Below are 17,523 nucleotides of genomic sequence, written 5' to 3'. Positions count from 1 at the left end.
CGCGGACTCGTCAGGACCGACGCTCGTCGCCCACTGGGACGCTAAGGCGGGGTGGAGAGGGGTGGCGGGCGAGCGCTGACCGCACGGCCCGTGTGGCCTGGACCGCCGCCAGCGGCACGAGTGCCAGCAGGAGGGCGACCATCCATGCCACGCCCGGGATCGCCGCGATACCGAGGATGTCACGCAGCGGGGGCAGCGTCATCGCGGCCATCGTCAGCGTCCCCACCACCGCGAGCGCGCCCCACAGCCACGGGTTCTGGCGCGCACCCCGCAACCCGGATCCCGACTCCGAGCGGGCGTTGAAGACGGCGAGCGTCTGCGCGACGGACATCGTGAGGAACGTGACGCTCTGTGCCTGCGGGTTGCTGAGGTCGAGCCACAGGTGCGCGGCCCCATAGGCGGCGAAGCCGGTCGCGGCGACGAGCAGGCCGTGGAGCGCGATGCGCCTCAGGACCGCGCGCGAGATCACCGGCTCGCGCGGGTCTCGCGGCGGCTCCTTCATGACGTCGGTGCGACTCGGCTCGAGCGCCAGCGCGAACGACGGCACCACGTCGATGACGAGGTTGTTCCACAGGATCATCAGCCCCGCCAGCGGAGGGGACCAGCCAGCGAGCACGGCGACGGTGATGACGGAGACCTCGGCGACGTGCCACGAGAACAGGTACTGGCCGAACCGGCGGATGTTGGTGAAGATGCGCCGCCCCTCCTGCACCGCGAGCTCGATGGTGCCGAACTGGTCGTCGAGCAGCACCACATCGGCTGCGTCCTTGGCGACGTCGGTGCCTGACCCCATCGCGACCCCGACGTCGGCCTGACGCAGTGCGGGGGCGTCATTGACGCCGTCCCCGGTGACCGCCACCACTTCGCCCTGGGATTGGAGCGCCTCGATGATCCGCAGCTTGTGCTCGGGCGCGACGCGCGCGAAGATCGCGTCGCCCTGCAGCGGCGCGCTGAGCTCGTCCTTGTCCATCTCGGCGAGTTCGGCGCCGGTGAAGGCGCCCTCGGTGCGGAAGCCCAGCTGTCTGCCGATCGCCGTCGCGGTGTCCGGACGGTCGCCAGTGATCATCACCACGCGCACCCCCGCACCGTGCAGCGCCTCCACGGCGGCGCTGGCCTGAGTGCGGGGTGGGTCGTGCATGCCGACCACGCCGACGGCCTGCAGTCCCTCGAAGAGCTCGTCGCCGTCGCCGGAGGCCTCTCCACGCGCGAAGGCCAGGGTGCGCAGCCCTCGAGTCGCCCATGTCCGGGCCGCGTGAATGAGGGCCTGATCGCGCGCGGGCTGCAGGATCACCTCGGGGGCGCCCTTGGCATGCACGATTCCGTCGACCACCACCGCCATGCGCTTGCTCGCCGAGTCGAAAGGCACCTCGTGGTCTCTTGCGGAGGCCTCGCGCAGCCCCCTCCAGTCGAGCCCGGCCTTGCCCGCTGCCTCGAGCAGCGCCACCTCGGTGGGGTCTCCGACCGGATCGCCCTCCTGATCGATGTCCGCGTCATTGCACAGGGCCGATGCGTGCCACAGGTGGTCGTCCTCGGCGCCTTCCGCGACGTGCGTCTCCACTACCGTCATCTCATTGCGGGTGAGCGTGCCGGTCTTGTCGGTGCACACCACCGTGGTGGAGCCGAGCGTCTCCACGGCCGGCAGCCTGCGCACCAGCGCGTTGCCTCGAGCCATGCGGCGCATGCCCACGGCCATGGTGAGAGTGGCGACGGCCGGCAGGCCCTCGGGCACCACGGCGATGGCGAGCGCTACTGCGATCTCGACCATCTCGGTGACGTCGTTGCCGCGCCACCACCCGAGGAGGAACAGCACGATGGAGCCGATGACCACGCCGATGGCGAGCCTGCTCGACAGGTGATTGAGCCCTGCCTGGAGCGGCGCCTGGGTCTGCTCGGCCGACGACGTGAGCTCCGCGATACGGCCCATCTCCGTGCGCGCTCCGGTCGCGACCACGACGCCGCGCCCGCGGCCCGCGAGCACGGTGGTGCCCATGTAGGCCATGCAGGTGCGTTCGGCCAGCGGGGTGCTCGCGTCGACGGGAGACGTGTCCTTGGTGGCCGATGCCGATTCGCCCGTGAGGCCGGCCTCGTCGATCTGCAGCCCCTCGGCGTCGATGACGCGCAGGTCGGCGGGCACCTGCTCGCCGGACTCGATGCCCACGATGTCGCCGGGAACCAGGTCCGCGGCGTCGATCTCTTCCCGCCGGTTGTCCCGCTCGACCTCCGCGACTGTACGCAGCAGGTCCTTGAGCGCCTCCATGGACGTGGTGGCCTTGAACTCGGTGGCGAACCCCACCGTGATGTTGACGATCAAGGCGATGAGGATCGCGATCGCCTCCACCACTTCGCCGACGACCAGCCCCACCACGGCGGCGCCGAGCAGCAGCACGATGACGGCCTGGGCGATCTGCCGCCACAGCAGGACCCACCACGGGGTGGTGCCGTCGTCGGCGATCTCGTTACGGCCGATGCTCTCGCGGCGTCGGCGCGCCTCCTCCTCGGTGAGTCCCACGTCGCCGTCGACGTCGAGAGCGGCCAGCACCTCGTCAGCCGACTGTGAGTGAGACGACGAGGGTACGGCAAGCGGTGGCGACGCGCCGTCGCCCGGCCCCGAGGCGTCGCGGGGCTTCCGCACGAACAGGGCGGCCACGACAGTCCTTCCGCCAGGGGTGGATGGATCGTCTCCAGTCAACCGTGCGGCCGCGACCGGCTCGCGGGACCTAGGTCGCACCGGTGCGAGCGCATCGGCCCTCCGTGCAGGCCCGGGCATCGGCCACCTCATCGCCCAGAGCGAACCCGTTTGGGCACGAGCCTGCATCGCGACTAGACTCGATGGGTTGCCCGACTGCGGTATGCCCGCATACGGCGAGGCCATCACCCCCATTCACAGGAGCACATTCGTGACCAGCGCCATCGAGAAGATCGACGCCACGACCGTCAAGCTGACGGTCAACCTGACCGAAGAGGACATCAAGCCCTCGCTCGACCACGCCTACCAGCACATCGGCGAGCAGGTGCAGATCCCCGGCTTCCGCAAGGGCAAGGTGCCGCCGAAGATCCTTGAGCAGCGCGTGGGCAAGGGCGCCGTCATCGAGCACGCCGTCAACGATGGTCTGCCCGGCTGGTACTCGGCCGCGGTCGAGGAGCAGGGCATCCGCCCGTTCGGTCAGCCCGAGGTCGAGGTCACCAAGGTGCCCGGCGCCGAGGACGGCGACGACAGCCTGGAGTTCACCGCCACGGTGGAGATCCGCCCCGAGGTCGAGCTGCCCAAGGCCGAGGACATCACCGTCGAGGTTGAGCCCGTCGAGGTCTCGGACGAGGACGTGCAGGAGCGCCTCGACCAGCTGCGCGAGCGGTTCGGTTCGCTCAAGACCGTCGACCGCCCCGTCGCGGACAACGACTACGTCACCATCGACTTGGCCGCCAAGCTCAACGGCGCCGACGTCGACACCGTGCAGGGCACCTCCTACCAGGTCGGTGCCGGCAACATGCTCGAGGGCCTGGACGACGCCCTGATCGGCCTGTCCGCCGACGAGGAGACCACGTTCGAGGCGCCGCTGGCCGCCGGCGACAACGCCGGCGAGAAGGCGCAGATCACCGTCAAGGTCACCGCCGTCAAGGAGCGCGAGCTTCCCGAAGTGGACGACGACTTTGCTCAGCTCGCCTCCGAGTTCGACACCGTCGACGAGCTGAAGGCGGACCTGCGCGAGCAGGCCGGCCGCATCAAGGCGAACAACCAGGCCGTCGAGGCCCGCGAGAAGCTCATCGACGCGCTCAAGGATGCCACCGACTTCGAGCTCCCCAAGAAGGTCATCGAGAACGAGGTCCACACGCACCTCGAGAACGAGAACCGCCTCGAGGACGACGAGCACCGCGCCGAGGTCACCGAGGAGGCGCACAACGCGCTGCGCGCGCAGATCCTCCTCGACCAGCTCGCCGAGGACCTTGAGATCGAGGTCGAGCAGAACGAGCTCCTCGACTACCTGCTGAACGCGTCGCGCCAGTACAACATGGACCCGAACGAGTTCATCCAGCAGGTGGAGAAGTCCGGCCAGATCCCCGCGATCGTCGCCGAGGTCGCGCGCTCGAAGGCCACCGCCTTCGCCCTGCGCCGCGCCACCATCAAGGACACCGCCGGCAACGCCGTCGACCTGTCCGCGGTGATCGGCTCGGTCGAGGACGAGAAGAAGGACGACGACATCGACGAGGCCGCCGTCGCGGCCGCCGTCCAGGAGGCTGCGGGCGACGACAAGTAGCCTTCCCTACGCATCAAGAGCCCGGGCGACCACTGGTCGCCCGGGCTCTTTGCTCTCTGTCGTCCGCTTGAGGTGTCGGCCCGCATCCGGCCGATGCTCGGGCCGGGTCAGGCGGTCAGTCCGGCAGGGCTGCCGAACGCCTGTATCTCGACCGAGGTGCTCGAGTCGGAGCACCAGTCCGCGGGGTTGTCGCCGCCGCACTCCGAGCCGAGCCAGCCGACGAACGCGATGGTGGCGATGATGCCGAGGACTCCCAGCACGATCACCACGTAGCTGATGATCAGGCCGGCGAGGCCCAAGCCGCCGTTGTCCGCCTCGTCCTTGCGCGCGGCGCTGCGGCCCAGGTGCCCCAGGACCACGCCGCCGATCGCGGTGATCCAGGTGACGAGACCGACGATGGCGAGCACCAGCGACGTGATGTTCATCCAGTTCTTCTCGGTGCCCGGCCGTGGGCCGGTCGGCACCATCGCGGGCCCCGCGCCGTAGGGCTGGCCGTACTGCGGCTGCGCGTACTGCGGTTGCGCGTACTGCGGTTGCGCGTACTGCGGCTGCTGCTGACCGGGCTGCGGCACTGGGCCGTCCTGAGGTGCTGAGCCGCCCTGGGGTGGCTGCTGCATGGGGTCGTCTGGCGTGGTGCTCATGGGATGCTCCTTGGGTCTCGTGATCCCTCCCAGTCGAGCGTAAGCCTGCCGCCGACAGCACGCATCGGCCGAGCGCCCGAGATCTGTGCCGCAGACATGAGGGTTGGCCCGGAGGGAATCAGGAGGCGGAACTCTCCGCCGCGATGATCACTCCGATGAAGATGATGTACGCGACGATTGCGAGCAGGCCCAGGGCGAGGAACACGTACCCCGTGATGAGGCCCGCCAGGCCGAGGCTGCGGTTGTCCGCCTCGCCCTTCTTGACGGCGCTCAGGCTGAGGTGGCCGAAGATGATGCCCGCGATGCAGCCGATGCCCGTCACGATCGTCGAGAGCGACGCGACCAAGGCGACGATGCCCATCCAGTTCTTCGCCTGGCGCGGGTTCGGTCCGGCGTACGGCAGCGGATAGCCCTGCTGGTACTGGCCCTGCTGGTATCCCGGCTGTGCGTACTGCGGCTGGGCATGCTGAGGCTGCGCATACGGCGGCTGCCCGTTCTCGGGCTGGCCGTACTGAGGTGCCTGCGGCGCAGGCTCGCCCCACGCCTCCGGCTGCGGCGCCGAGTGCGGTGCGCCGCCGCCGTCGGAGCTGCGGGCGAACGGGTCTTCTGGCGTGGTGCTCATGGGTGCTCCCTGGTCTGATGGTCGTTCATCGACGAGCGTAGCGGCGCGCTCGGCCGTCGGTGGAGCCGCCGCGCACGAGAGGCACCGTCGGCGTTGCGCGGTCAGTCCAGATCGGCGATGCTGTTCGCAAATGTCGAGGCGAGCCACAGCATCACGGCGATGGAGAGGAGTCCGAACAGGATCCCCGCCACGCCCACCCATGCCAGCCGGGCCTGACCCCGCCGCGATGCCCGCACGCCCATCAGGCCGAGGACGATGGCCGCGATGGCCGCTCCCGCGCCCACGACGGCGAGTGCCAGACTGGCGCCGCCGGTACCCGCCGCGAGGATGTTCAGCACGGTCCTGTCGGGCCGCGCTACCGTCGCGTTCTCGGTGCCTGCCGCGTGGCGGTCCTCGCTCGGTCGGATGGTCATGCGCATCGCCCCCCAAGGTGACGACGCCAGCCTAGCCGGGCACCCGCATCGGCCGTTCACCCCGTAGCGAAAACCAGGGGGAACTGGCATGGATGCGCGTGCGTCGCCGTTAGGTTTGACGCAAGACCACAGGACGAGAGGACGAACGTGAGCGACACGATCACGGCACGCGGCGACGGCGGAGGGATGGGTCTCAATGACTCGATCTTCAACCGGCTGCTGCGCGAGCGCATCATCTGGCTGGGCGACGAGGTGCGCGACGACAACGCGAACGCCATCTGCGCGCAGCTCATGCTGCTCGCCGCGGAGGACCCGGACAAGGACATCTACCTGTACATCAACAGCCCCGGTGGCTCGATCACCGCGGGCATGGCGATCTACGACACGATGAAGTACATCAAGCCCGACGTCGCTACCGTGGCGATGGGCATGGCGGCCTCGATGGGACAGTTCCTGCTCTCGTCCGGCGCCCCGGGCAAGCGCTTCGCGACCCCGCACACGCGCGTGCTGATGCACCAGCCCTCGGGCGGCATCTACGGCACCACCACGGATGTGCGCATCGGCGCCGAGCTCATCATGCACATGAAGAAGGTGCTGTCCGAGCTGACGGCCGAGCAGACCGGCAAGTCGGTCGAGCAGATCACCAAGGACGCGGACCGTGACCGCTGGTTCACCGCCGAGGAGGCCCTGGAGTACGGCTTCGTCGACAAGGTGATCATGCACGCGGCGGATGCCGGCGACGAGTCCCAGGGAGGCAACGCGTGAGCGACATCACTCAGGCCATTCAGGCGGCTGGCCGGACCGGCGGCTACGGCGGCTCGGCCCCTGCTGGCCCCAGCTCGCGGTACATCCTGCCCTCATTCGAGGAGCGCACGGCCTACGGCTTCAAGCGTCAGGACCCGTACGCGAAGCTGTTCGAGGACCGCATCATCTTCCTCGGCGTGCAGATCGACGACGCCTCGGCGGACGACGTGATGGCGCAGCTGCTCGTGCTCGAGTCCCAGGACCCGGACCGCGACATCACGCTGTACATCAACTCGCCGGGAGGCTCGCAGACCGCGCTCACCGCGATCTACGACACCATGCAGTACATCAAGCCGCAGGTGCAGACCGTGTGCCTGGGCCAGGCGGCCTCCGCGGCTGCCGTGCTGCTCGCGGCGGGCCAGCCCGGCAAGCGTCTGGCACTGCCGAACGCCCGCGTGATGATTCACCAGCCGCGCATCGAGGGCGGTGCACGCGCGCAGGCCTCGGACATCGAGATCTACGCCGAAGAGATGGTGCGCATGCGCGAGTGGCTTGAGTACACGCTCGCCAAGCACACCGGCCAGACCGAGGAGAAGATCCGCGACGACATCGAGCGCGACAGGTTCCTCTCGGCGCAGGCCGCGAAGGACTACGGGCTCGTGGACCAGGTGCTCGAGTCCCGCAAGGGCGTCGACACGGTGGCTCCGGATGACCGTGCCTCGGCACCCGTGCTCGGGTCCGCCAAGGACGGCGCCGTCAAGGACGCTGGCAAGAAGGACGGCGGCTCCCCGGAGCCCGACGCCACGCCTGAGGACACCAAGTAGTCGAAGGATCCCGAACCGCGCCGACGGCCGCTCCCGATTCGTCGGGGGCGGCCGTTCGTCGTCGGTCAGAGCGGTTGCTCACCCATCCGCGAGTGCGGCCGATGCGAACGTCAGGTGAGGCGTGGCGATCGCCTCGCGACCGCATCGGCCGGGTGCACGGTGGTGCTGTGAGCCAAGGGCGAACGGGCGGGGCGGCGAGTCGCCCGGCACGTGTCGGACAGCGTGGGTAGCCTGGACGGAGATGGCCACGGCCAGAAGGAGGCCTTGATGACTCGACCGGCGGACAGCGGCGACCTGCTGAAGTGCTCATTCTGTGGAAAGACGCAGAAGCAGGTGCGCAAGCTCATCGCGGGCGGTGGGGTGTACATCTGCGACGAGTGCATCGAGCTGTGCAACGAGATCATCGAGGAGGAGTTCGCCGAGGCGGCGCAGACGGAGTTCACCGAGCTGCCCAAGCCGCGGGAGATCTTCGACTTCCTGGAGCAGTACATCGTGGGGCAGGAGTCCGCCAAGCGCGCGCTGTCGGTCGCGGTCTACAACCACTACAAGCGCGTGCGTGCGGGCGAGGGGACCTCGACGGTCGCCGAGGACGGCATCGAGATCGCCAAGTCCAACGTCCTGTTCATCGGGCCCACCGGAACCGGCAAGACGTACCTGGCGCAGACCCTCGCACGGATGCTCAACGTCCCGTTCGCGATCGCCGACGCCACCGCGCTCACCGAAGCCGGCTACGTGGGCGAGGACGTCGAGAACATCCTGCTCAAGCTGCTGCAGGCCGCCGACTACGACGTCGAGAAGGCGCAGCGCGGCATCATCTACATCGACGAGATCGACAAGGTCGCGCGGAAGGCGGAGAACCCGTCCATCACCCGCGACGTCTCCGGCGAGGGAGTGCAGCAGGCGCTGCTCAAGATCCTCGAGGGCGCGCAGGCCTCGGTGCCGCCGCAGGGTGGTCGCAAGCACCCGCACCAGGAGTTCATCCAGATCGACACCACCAACGTGCTCTTCATCCTCGGCGGTGCCTTCGCGGGTCTCGAGGAGATCATCTCTTCCCGTGTGGGGCGCAAGGGCATCGGCTTCGGCGCCCAGTTGAAGGAGGCCGACAACTCGGACCTCTTCTCTCACGTGACTCCGTCCGACCTGCACAAGTTCGGGCTGATCCCCGAGTTCATCGGGCGCATGCCGGTCATCGCGACCGTCTCGCCGCTGAACATCGACGCCATGGTCTCCATCCTCACCGAGCCCAAGAACGCGCTGGTCAAGCAGTACCAACGCATGTTCGAGCTCGACGGCGTGGAGCTGGAGTTCGACCGCGAATCGATCGAGGCGATCGCGGAGCAGGCGCTCGAGCGCGGCACGGGAGCGCGAGGGCTGCGCGCCATCATGGAGGAGGTCCTTCAGGGTGCGATGTTCGAGGTTCCCGGCCGTGACGACGTGGCCCGTGTGGTCGTGACTCGCGACGTCGTGATGGACCGCATCACGCCGGCGTACATCGAGCGCGAGGTCGAACGCGAAGAAGGCGCGGCCTAGCCTCCTCCGGCCAGCGGCCTGCCCTCCGTGCGCACATTCGCCTACGTGGTGCTGCAGCGCTGGGGCACGGTCGTCACCGCGAGTGGGCTGACGACCCTGCTGGCCATCACGTCCGTGGGGTGCGCTCGTGTTGAACGTGGCGCTGGTCGCGGCGATGGTGCCGGCGTGGTTCGCGCTGGGACCCGTCCCGGCGAGCGACGATGCGGACGATGGCGAGCAGGTGGAGTTCCCGTGGGAGCGCCCCGAGGGCGGTGGCATCCCGCCCATCGACCTCTCTCCGCCTTAGCGTCGCAGCGGGCGATGGGGTGTCGGTTCTGGCGCCTTGGGTGATCCTGGAGGGCGCTGAGTGACGGTCTAGCGATCCATACGGGCGGTGCGTGCACGGAGCACGATGTCTCGGCACCACTGCGGACGCTCGACGAGGTCGGTCGTCGCGAGTCGAATGGTCTGGATGCCGATCGTCGCGAGATCCGCATCTCGCCTGATGTCGCGCAGGCGCTGCTGGTCGCTTCGATGCCACGTGGCTCCGTCCAGCTCGACCGCGAGCCGTGAGAACGGGTCGTACATGTCCAGGCGATAGCGGCTGTCGTGGCAGCGAATCCGATGCTGGCGGACGAACCCATCGAAATCGCGCCCCGTGAAGACCGACTGGAGGCCCACTTCCTCGAGCCAGCTCTCGGCGCCCCTCTCCGCGGCCTCGACTCGGCTGGTCAGACGGCGACGCTGGCGTATGCGCGGCATCGACACGAGCACTGCCCGCAGTTCGCGAGTGGTGACGAGCCCTCGCGCCACCGCCCCGAAGACCGCATCGGACTGCTGGCCGGGCGACAGGTCGCCGTACCCTTGCGCGATCGCCGTGGCCACGGGCGCAACGCTATGACCATTGACGTGCCGCGACGCGATGTCGTAGGTGGGGCACTGCACTCGCAGCCATGGTGGCGGGCTCAGGTGGCGCCTCTCGACGGTGGCGATGTCGATGGTCTCAGGGGGTTCGTCGAGCAGCGTCCACACGTACAGTGCGCTGGCGCCGATGAGCATCGCGTCAGCGCCCGCCCACGTGAGCGCGGCGTCGGCGCGCGCCTCGAATGACTCGGAGTGCTCCGCGGCGACGTAGACGTTGGGGAGCAACCGAACGATGGCGCCGCGCTCGATGGCGGTCCTCACCTTGCGTGGTGACCACAACGCCTCGAGCTCACGTCGGGTGAAGGCCTGGGGTCGACCGCGCGCGAGACCGTCCGCATCGTCGGTCGACGCCGGGCTGGGCAGCGCGCGGAGTGTTCGCATGGGACCGTCGTAGTGCGGGCGGACCATGACACGCGCTCGGCACTCCGCCGGCCTGCGGGCACACCAGGCGCGCAGGGCCATGGGGACGCAACGGGAGCACCGACACTGAGCGCCCGCCAGGATTTCCCCGCCCCCCGAATCCCGACACTCAGCGCCCCCTGGGACGCTAAGGCGGGGAGGGGGGAGAGAGAGCCGGGTGGGGGCTAGTCGGCGAAGACCACGTTCTCCGTGCGCATCACCGTGGTGTCCGCGATCGAGACACCCGAGCCGTCCTCAGGTCCCTCGCCGTCGACGCCCGGGTCGAGCGCCGCCTCGGCGTCCACGATCTGCAGCGCACGCACGCGGCCCGCCGCCATCACATCGGCCTTCGCCGCGAACACGGCCGCGACCTTCGACTCAGGCACGAGCAGATCCACCGACACCAGCTCGGTGCGCTGAGAGACCTTGGCCTCGGACTTGATCTTGCGCAGCGTCGCGAGTGCGGCGCCTGCGGCGTCGACCAGTGTCGCATCGGGGGCGTCACCGGCGACGGCACGCAGCGGCTCGGAGGTGGGCCACGGCGCACGATGCACCGTCGCGGGCCGGAACCATGACCACACCTCTTCGGTCGCGAACGGCAGCACCGGTGCGAACAGCCGCAGGAACGTCTCGAGCGCGATGGTCAGCGCGGCACGGGCCGATGCGGCCTCGGGCGAGCACTCGGCGAACGGGTCGATCGCCTCGCCCGGCGCGGCGCCGTCGTATGCGCGCGTCTTGACGAGCTCCACGTAGTCGTCGCAGAAGGTCCAGAACAGGGACTCCGTGAGTTCCAGCGCGCGAGTGTGGTCGTAGGCCTCGAGCGCGGCGCCGGCCTTGTCCACCACGTCCGCCAGCCCTGCCAGCAGCGCGCGGTCGAGCGGCTGCGTGACGAGGCCAGCCGGGGCGTCACCGCCATCGAGCACCCCACCGCTCACGTGCGCCGTCGCGCGCAGGCCCTCCTCGAGCGACGCATCGGCCGCCGTCGCGATGCCGGTCGCCCCGAGCACGAACTTCGAAGCGTTCAGCACCTTCATCGCGAGGCGACGGCCCACCTTCATCTGGCCCTCGTCGAAGGCGGCGTCGGTGCCCAGACGTGCCGAGGCCGCCCAGTAGCGCACCGCATCGGACCCGTGGGTCTCGAGCAGTCCCATCGGCGTGACGACGTTGCCCTTGGACTTCGACATCTTCTTGCGGTCGGGGTCGAGGATCCAGCCAGAGATGGCCGCGTGCTTCCACGGCAGCGTGCCGTGCTCCAGGTGCGAGCGCACCACGGTCGAGAACAGCCAGGTGCGGATGATGTCCTGTCCCTGGGGGCGCAGGTCCATAGGGAAGACCTTGGCGAACAGCGCGGGGTCGGTGCGCCAGCCGCCGACGATCTGCGGTGTGAGCGAGGACGTCGCCCACGTGTCCATGATGTCCATCTCGCCCACGAAGCCGCCGGGCTGGTCGCGCTGGTCCTCGGTGAACCCGGGCGCGGCATCGACCGACGGGTCCACCGGCAGGGCGTCCTCCGCCGGCACGATGCGCGCGTCCCACACCGGCTCGCCGGCGTCGTCGAGCGGGTACCACACCGGGATCGGCACGCCGAAGAACCGCTGGCGCGAGATCAGCCAGTCGCCGGTGAGGCCGTTGACCCAGTTCTCATACCTCTTGCCCATGTGCGCGGGCACGAAGTCCAGATCGGCGCCGCGCTCCAGCAGCGCGCCGCGCAGCGACTCGTCGCGACCGCCATTGGCGATGTACCACTGGCGCGAGGTGACGATCTCGAGTGGCTTGTCACCCTTCTCGTAGAACTTCACGGGGTGTGACACGGGGCGCGGGTCGCCCTCCATCACGTCCGCCTCACGCAGCATCTCGACGATGCGCTGCTGAGCCGAGAACACGGTCTTGCCCGCGAGTTGCGCGTACGCCGCCACCGCATCGGGCGTGTCCACGCCGGCCGGCGCATCTGCCGCAAACCGGCCGTCGCGCCCGAGCACCGAGCGCATCGGCAGGTCGAGCTCGCGCCACCAGATCACGTCGGTGACGTCGCCGAACGTGCAGATCATGGCGATGCCGGAGCCCTTCTCGGGCGAGGCGAGCCGATGCGCCACGACGGGCACCTCGACGCCGAACAGGGGAGTGCGGACGTGCTTGCCGAACAGCGGCTGGTAGCGCTTGTCGTCCGGGTGCGCCACGAGCGCCACGCACGCGGGCAGCAGTTCGGGACGGGTGGTCTCGATCCACACGGAGTCGTAGCGGCCGGTGGCCTCCTCCATGTCCGCTGCGGGCTCGAAGGCGACGCGGTGGTAGGCGCCGGGGCGTTCGCGGTCCTCGAGCTCGGCCTGCGCGACTGCGGTGCGGAACGTCACGTCCCACAGCGTGGGCGCCTCCGCCTGGTACGCCTCGCCGCGGGCGAGCGACCGGAGGAACGCCTGCTGCGCGACCGCCTGAGCGTCCGGTTCGATGGTCTGATAGGTGCGCGACCAGTCGACGGACAGGCCGAGGTGACGCCACAGCGCCTCGAACTGCTTCTCGTCCTCCTCGGTCAGCCGCTCGCACAGCTCGACGAAGTTGCGGCGGGAGACGGGCTGCTGGTCCGCGGCCTTGATCGACTTGCCCTCGCCGCCCACGTGCGGGGGCTCGAAGCCCGGCTCGTACGGCAGCGTCGGGTCGCATCGGACGCCGAAGTAGTTCTGCACGCGGCGCTCGGTGGGCAGCCCGTTGTCGTCCCAGCCCATCGGGTAGAACACCTCGCGGCCGCACATGCGCTGGTAGCGGGCGACGACGTCGGTGTGCGTGTACGAGAACACGTGGCCCACGTGCAGCGAGCCGGAGACGGTGGGGGGAGGGGTGTCGATCGAGTAGATCTGCTCGCGATCCTTGGTCTCGTCGAACCGGTACGTGCCCTGGGCTTCCCAGGCCTCGTTCCAGCGGTCCTCGAGTCCGTCGACGGTGGCCTTCTCTGGGATGCGCGCAGTCATGGGGGCCATTCTTTCAGAACGCGGCCGGTGCGCGGGCACGGGTGGGTGGCGACACTGAACGCGCGCCAGGATCGGCGGGCGCGCATATCCCGACACTCAGCGCCCGCTGCGACGCTAAGGCGGGATATGGGGGGCGTGGGGCTAGAGCTCGACGGCTGTGACGACCTCCGTGGGGGTCTCCGATCCGCCTTCCGGTTCGACGCTGATGGCCACCGCGGCCGCGCCGTCCAGCTCCGTGATCCACGCCAGCGCGAGCTCGCCGTCTCCGAGCACCGGACCGGGCACGGGAGCCGAGCCATCCGCCGGGACCACCCACACCTGGTAGGTCTCGCCGTCGGGGAGGTCGGGGGTGTCGCCGATCAGCGCGACGCCCCCCTCTGCCTGGGACACATGCAGGGTCGCGGCACCCAGGCCGAGGGCATACTCGATCGAGTCGTCGGCCGTACGGACGCGCTCGGCCTCGTCCGCGAGCGCACGCTCGTCGGCACCGCTGGCGAAGAACCCGACGCCGACGGCCACGACAGCCAGCAGGCCAGCGGCGGCGACCAGCAGGCGCGGGCCGAGGCGGCGCGGACGGCGCGCGGCCGATGCGCGGGCCGCGTCGAGCGACGCGGGCTCAGCGGGGGAGTCGGGTGCGGTCGTAGGCTCGGGTGCTGACACTTGCGTGGTGTGCGCGATCTCGTCGAACACCGAGGCGTGCAGGCTCACGGGAGCGACCGCCGACTCGTCGTCGCCGGGCTCGGCGAGAGCGTCGAGAGCGCCCTCGAGGCTCGCCAGCTCTGCCTGGCACTCGTCGCAGTGGGCGAGGTGCTCCTCGAAGCGACGCGCGTCGTCGTCGTCGAGGGCGTGGAGGGCGTAGGCGCCGACCATCTCGTGCAGATCCATGGCTATCCCTCCTCCAATGCGTCGCGTAGCCGTTTCATGCCGTCTCGTATTCTGGTCTTGGTGGTGCCGAGTGGCACCCCGAGCTGTGCGGCCACCTCTGTCTGCGTACATCCCCCGTAGTAGGCGAGTTCGATCGCCTCACGCTGGATGTCCGTCAGCGTGTCGAGCGCTCCTCGCACTCGCTCCGACTGCCAGCGTCGGAAGTCGACCTCCACCACCGTGTCCTGGTCCGCAGGCGTCGCTTCACGTTCCGCGACGGCGGCCTCGGTCTCCATCTGCTGACGCTGGCGCTGCTCGCGGCGCACGCGGTCGACGGCACGCCGGTGCGCGATGGTGAGCATCCACGTCTTGGCGCTGCCGCGGCCGGGCTGGAACTCCGGAGCCTTGCGCCACGCCTCGACCAACGCCTCCTGAGCGATGTCCTCGGCCATGCCGGGGTCCCGCACGATCCGCAGCGCGAGCCGGTACACCGGCGTCGCCATCGCGCTGTACACCCCTTCGAATGCCTGAGCCGATCCCCGTCCCGAGGCCGCGAGCAGGTCGTCCAGGCTCTGAGCAGCGGTGGCGTCCGGTTCGTGGCGCGACACTCGCGGCACGTCGTCGCTGACGGCGTGCAGGTGGCGTCGCTCCATGGGCGACCTCCGTTCGGGGCGGACGGCGGCGTTCATCTTGGCTCCCCCATCGAAGCATCGATGCAGTGGTTCTCGGTCCATCGCCGCGCCGCACCCCCGCTCAGGAAGGGGCACGGCGCCGCGACTGTGACGGAGGTTCGCGCGCGGATGCGTGGCGGATTGGTCGCAGTCAGCCGAGGCCCCGGAAGATCACCAGGGACGCTGGCGCGGCGTCGGTGCAGGTTGGTAGCGTCGCCGTCGTGAGTGTCGCGAAGGTCAGTGCCGAGTTCCTCAGGTCCCTCGAGGGCTTCGACGCGACGGCGGGCAGCGAACTCAAACCGCGGCTGCGGGAGATGATCCGGCTCCGTTGCTCGCACATCAACGGCTGCACCTTCAGCGTGCGGCTTCACTCGGAGCAGCTGGCGTCGATGGGCGAGCGACCCGAGCTGATCGCCGCGCTCGCGCGCCCCGTCATGCTGATGCGGGAGGACCTGGTGAGCGAGGGCGATGTCGCCGCTCTTCGGTTCGCGGAGATACTCACCGACCCCCCGCGCGGGCTCGAGCCCGCGGCGCGCGACGAGGCCGGGCAGTTCTTCACGAGGAAGCAGCTCGGCGCCGTGGTGGAGACCGTCGCGCTGGTCAACGCCTGGAATCGGGTCACGCGCGGGATGGAGTAGAGGGCCGCTCATGGGGTCGTCCCTTCGCCGCGCGCACGGGGCGGCTCAGGAGTAGCGTGCTGATCATGATTCGATTCCTGATCCGTGTGCTGATCTTTGTCGCGTCTGCCGCTCTGGGGCTATGGGTCGCGTCCCTGCTTCTCGAGGACTTCGAGATCACCGTGTCCGGCTTTGTGACCGCCGTCGTGGTCTTCGCGATCGCCCAGTCGATCCTCTCGCCGTTCATCCTCAAGATGTCGATGCGGTACGCCAACGCGTTCACGGGAGGCGTGGGCCTCGTGTCGACATTCGTGGCACTGCTCATCGCCACCTTGGTGGGCGACGGTCTGGAGATCACGGGCGTCACCACGTGGGTGATCGGCACCCTCATCGTGTGGCTCGTCACGGCGATCGCCACCCTGCTGCTGCCCCTGTGGTGGCTCAAGGAGCGACGCGACTCGAATACTGACGGCCGCGCCTAGACCCCGCGGCCAGGCCTCTCGCGCCCCTGGTGGGACTTCGGTCCTGCGATGCGCGACGCCCAAGGGCGTATACCGGAGCTGTGTCGTGGCGTTCCACGCCGTGATCAGCGAAGAAGGTGATCGAGCATGGCTCGTGTCGTGGTTCTCGGTGCGGGAGTCTCGGGTCACACCGCAGCCCTCTACCTGAAGAAGCGTCTCGGCAAGGCCCACGAGGTCGTGGTCGTCTCCCCGAACGCGAAGTACAACTGGATCCCCTCCAACATCTGGGTGGGCGTGGGCCGGATGACAGCGGACGACGTGGTCTTCCCCTTGGCCCCCATCTACGCCAAGCACGGCATCACCTTCGTCCAGGCGAAGGCCTTCGCGCTCTGGCCCGAGGGCGACGCGGACGACGACCGTCCCGCCGTCGAGGTCGAGTTCACCTCCGCCGAGAAGGCGGGGCAGACTGACAGGCTTCGCTACGACTACCTCGTCAACGCCACGGGCCCCAAGCTCAACTTCGGCGCCACGCCGGGTCTGGGCCCGGACGAGGGCAACACCGTGTCGGTGTGCACCCCTGCCCACGCCGAGGACGCGCAGGCCAGGCTGCAGGAGGTCATCTCCGCGTGCAGGAACGGCGAGGACAAGCGTGTGGTCATCGGCGTCGGACACGGCACGTGCACCTGCGAGGGTGCGGCGTTCGAGTACACCTTCAACGTCGAGCATGAGCTGCGCGAGGCCGGTGTGCGCGACCGTGTCGAACTCGTGTACCTGACCAACGAGAACGAGCTGGGCGACTTCGGCGTGGGAGGGATGCAGTTCGAGCAGAACGGCTTCCGGACCACGAGCCAGCTGTGGACCGAGTCGCTGTACCGCGAGCGCGGCGTCACGGCCATCACGGGCGCCGCTGTCACGAGCATCGACCCGGGCGTCATCCACTACGACCAGCTCGACGGCTCGCACAACGACCTGCCGTACGACTTCGCGATGCTGCTCCCGCCCTTCAAGGGCGCCGACTGGAAGGCGTACGACCGGGCGGGCGAGGACATCACCGACGCGGTGTTCGCGCCGTCCGGGTTCATGAAGGTCGACGCCGACTACGAGAAGCGGCCCTTCGAGGAGTGGAGCGCGAAGGACTGGCCCCGCACGTACCAGAACCCCACGTACCCGAACTGCTTCGCGGTGGGCATCGCGTTCGCTCCGCCCCACCAGATCTCGAGGCCGCGTGCCACACCGGAGGGACTGGCCGTCGCTCCGAGTCCGCCCCGCACCGGCATGCCGTCGGGGACCATCGGCAAGGTCGTCGCGTTCTCGATCGCGGACATGATCCTCAAGGGCGCCCCGGCCCCCACGCACTCGGCCTCGATGGCGGAGATGGCCGCCGCCTGTGTGGCATCGGCGGGCACCGGGATGCGCTCCGGCACGGCGGCCGCGATGACCATGAGCCCCGTGGTGCCCGACTGGGAGAGATATCCCGAGACGGGGCGCAACCTCAAGGAGACGTTCGGAGAGATCGGTCTCGCCGGACACTGGGTGAAGCGGCTGCTGCACACGCTGTTCATCTACAAGGCCAAGGTCAAGCCCGGCTGGACCTGGATTCCGGAGTAGAGAGGCACGC

Annotated in this window: 15 protein-coding genes and 1 pseudogene; 8 read left to right on the top strand and 8 right to left on the bottom strand. The window is 69.3% G+C overall.

Features of this window, described 5'->3' with window-relative positions; genetic code table 11:
* Positions 1-10 precede the first annotated feature (10 nt).
* A complete protein-coding gene (locus AOP72_RS09145) occupies positions 11-2,647 on the bottom strand; it encodes a cation-translocating P-type ATPase (RefSeq protein ID WP_062135353.1) in 2,637 nt (878 codons plus the stop codon).
* A gap of 250 nt (positions 2,648-2,897) precedes the next feature.
* Between AOP72_RS09145 and tig the strand changes: the two genes are divergently transcribed.
* Positions 2,898-4,253 carry a trigger factor gene (gene tig / locus AOP72_RS09140; RefSeq protein ID WP_062137102.1) on the top strand — a complete coding sequence of 452 codons (1,356 nt, stop codon included), beginning with the start codon at positions 2,898-2,900 and terminating at the stop codon, positions 4,251-4,253.
* Between the two features lie 107 nt (positions 4,254-4,360).
* Here the strand turns inward: tig and AOP72_RS09135 are convergent, their stop codons facing one another.
* From AOP72_RS09135 to AOP72_RS09125, 3 genes are all read right to left on the bottom strand, one after another.
* Entirely contained in the window at positions 4,361-4,894 is a 534-nt protein-coding gene (locus AOP72_RS09135; protein WP_062135350.1) for a DUF4190 domain-containing protein, read from the bottom strand.
* A 118-nt stretch (positions 4,895-5,012) separates the two neighbouring features.
* Positions 5,013-5,516 (bottom strand): DUF4190 domain-containing protein, encoded by a 504-nt coding sequence (locus tag AOP72_RS09130; RefSeq protein ID WP_062135347.1) that lies wholly within the window; start codon positions 5,514-5,516, stop codon positions 5,013-5,015.
* 101 nt (positions 5,517-5,617) lie between these two features.
* The gene (locus AOP72_RS09125) at positions 5,618-5,929 is read right to left on the bottom strand and encodes a hypothetical protein (RefSeq protein WP_152650329.1); all 312 of its coding nucleotides are present in this window, start codon (positions 5,927-5,929) and stop codon (positions 5,618-5,620) included.
* Positions 5,930-6,076: 147 nt separating this feature from the next.
* On the opposite strand from AOP72_RS09125, the gene AOP72_RS09120 reads away from it, so the two are divergent.
* From AOP72_RS09120 to AOP72_RS13635, 4 genes and pseudogenes are all read left to right on the top strand, one after another.
* Positions 6,077-6,694 (top strand): ATP-dependent Clp protease proteolytic subunit, encoded by a 618-nt coding sequence (locus tag AOP72_RS09120; RefSeq protein WP_084631650.1) that lies wholly within the window; start codon positions 6,077-6,079, stop codon positions 6,692-6,694.
* Positions 6,695-6,711: 17 nt separating this feature from the next.
* A pseudogene (locus AOP72_RS09115) lies at positions 6,712-7,365 on the top strand (ATP-dependent Clp protease proteolytic subunit); the annotation flags it as partial.
* 399 nt (positions 7,366-7,764) lie between these two features.
* Positions 7,765-9,027 carry an ATP-dependent Clp protease ATP-binding subunit ClpX gene (clpX, locus tag AOP72_RS09110; protein ID WP_062135340.1) on the top strand — a complete coding sequence of 421 codons (1,263 nt, stop codon included), beginning with the start codon at positions 7,765-7,767 and terminating at the stop codon, positions 9,025-9,027.
* 127 nt (positions 9,028-9,154) lie between these two features.
* Positions 9,155-9,313: a hypothetical protein gene (locus AOP72_RS13635; protein WP_193746399.1), complete on the top strand. Its 159-nt coding sequence runs from the start codon at positions 9,155-9,157 to the stop codon at positions 9,311-9,313.
* A 68-nt stretch (positions 9,314-9,381) separates the two neighbouring features.
* Here the strand turns inward: AOP72_RS13635 and AOP72_RS09105 are convergent, their stop codons facing one another.
* The 4 genes from AOP72_RS09105 to AOP72_RS09090 form a co-directional block, all read right to left on the bottom strand.
* Positions 9,382-10,311, bottom strand: a complete 930-nt coding sequence (locus tag AOP72_RS09105) for an endonuclease domain-containing protein (RefSeq protein WP_152650328.1) — start codon at positions 10,309-10,311, stop codon at positions 9,382-9,384.
* A 203-nt stretch (positions 10,312-10,514) separates the two neighbouring features.
* Positions 10,515-13,292: a valine--tRNA ligase gene (gene valS / locus AOP72_RS09100; RefSeq protein WP_238581651.1), complete on the bottom strand. Its 2,778-nt coding sequence runs from the start codon at positions 13,290-13,292 to the stop codon at positions 10,515-10,517.
* A 141-nt stretch (positions 13,293-13,433) separates the two neighbouring features.
* Positions 13,434-14,177 (bottom strand): anti-sigma factor, encoded by a 744-nt coding sequence (locus AOP72_RS09095; protein WP_062135331.1) that lies wholly within the window; start codon positions 14,175-14,177, stop codon positions 13,434-13,436.
* A 2-nt stretch (positions 14,178-14,179) separates the two neighbouring features.
* Complete coding sequence (locus tag AOP72_RS09090; protein ID WP_084631907.1) at positions 14,180-14,809, bottom strand: sigma-70 family RNA polymerase sigma factor; 630 nt, start codon at positions 14,807-14,809, stop codon at positions 14,180-14,182.
* A gap of 239 nt (positions 14,810-15,048) precedes the next feature.
* Between AOP72_RS09090 and AOP72_RS09085 the strand changes: the two genes are divergently transcribed.
* From AOP72_RS09085 to AOP72_RS09075, 3 genes are all read left to right on the top strand, one after another.
* Entirely contained in the window at positions 15,049-15,465 is a 417-nt protein-coding gene (locus tag AOP72_RS09085; RefSeq protein WP_193746398.1) for a carboxymuconolactone decarboxylase family protein, read from the top strand.
* 65 nt (positions 15,466-15,530) lie between these two features.
* Positions 15,531-15,926, top strand: coding sequence for a phage holin family protein (locus tag AOP72_RS09080; RefSeq protein ID WP_062137092.1), 396 nt, complete (start codon positions 15,531-15,533; stop codon positions 15,924-15,926).
* A gap of 126 nt (positions 15,927-16,052) precedes the next feature.
* Positions 16,053-17,513, top strand: a complete 1,461-nt coding sequence (locus AOP72_RS09075) for an NAD(P)/FAD-dependent oxidoreductase (protein ID WP_062135324.1) — start codon at positions 16,053-16,055, stop codon at positions 17,511-17,513.
* The last annotated feature ends 10 nt before the right edge of the window (positions 17,514-17,523 follow it).

The sequence above is a fragment of the Demequina aestuarii genome, from assembly GCF_000975095.1.
Lineage (GTDB): Bacteria > Actinomycetota > Actinomycetes > Actinomycetales > Demequinaceae > Demequina > Demequina aestuarii.
The sequence above is the reverse complement of the archived record's forward strand: the minus strand, read 5'-3'. Positions and strand labels throughout refer to the sequence as shown.

Bases quoted from the DNA above. Each gene is read 5' to 3' on its own strand.
- AOP72_RS09135 (WP_062135350.1), bottom strand. From the start codon at position 4,894: ATGAGCACCACGCCAGACGACCCCATGCAGCAGCCACCCCAGGGCGGC.
- AOP72_RS09130 (WP_062135347.1), bottom strand. From the start codon at position 5,516: ATGAGCACCACGCCAGAAGACCCGTTCGCCCGCAGCTCCGACGGCGGC.
- AOP72_RS09125 (WP_152650329.1), bottom strand. From the start codon at position 5,929: ATGACCATCCGACCGAGCGAGGACCGCCACGCGGCAGGCACCGAGAAC.
- clpX (WP_062135340.1), top strand. From the start codon at position 7,765: ATGACTCGACCGGCGGACAGCGGCGACCTGCTGAAGTGCTCATTCTGT.
- AOP72_RS09105 (WP_152650328.1), bottom strand. From the start codon at position 10,311: ATGCGAACACTCCGCGCGCTGCCCAGCCCGGCGTCGACCGACGATGCG.
- valS (WP_238581651.1), bottom strand. From the start codon at position 13,292: ATGACTGCGCGCATCCCAGAGAAGGCCACCGTCGACGGACTCGAGGAC.
- AOP72_RS09095 (WP_062135331.1), bottom strand. From the start codon at position 14,177: ATGGATCTGCACGAGATGGTCGGCGCCTACGCCCTCCACGCCCTCGAC.
- AOP72_RS09090 (WP_084631907.1), bottom strand. From the start codon at position 14,809: ATGGAGCGACGCCACCTGCACGCCGTCAGCGACGACGTGCCGCGAGTG.
- AOP72_RS09080 (WP_062137092.1), top strand. From the start codon at position 15,531: ATGATTCGATTCCTGATCCGTGTGCTGATCTTTGTCGCGTCTGCCGCT.
- AOP72_RS09075 (WP_062135324.1), top strand. From the start codon at position 16,053: ATGGCTCGTGTCGTGGTTCTCGGTGCGGGAGTCTCGGGTCACACCGCA.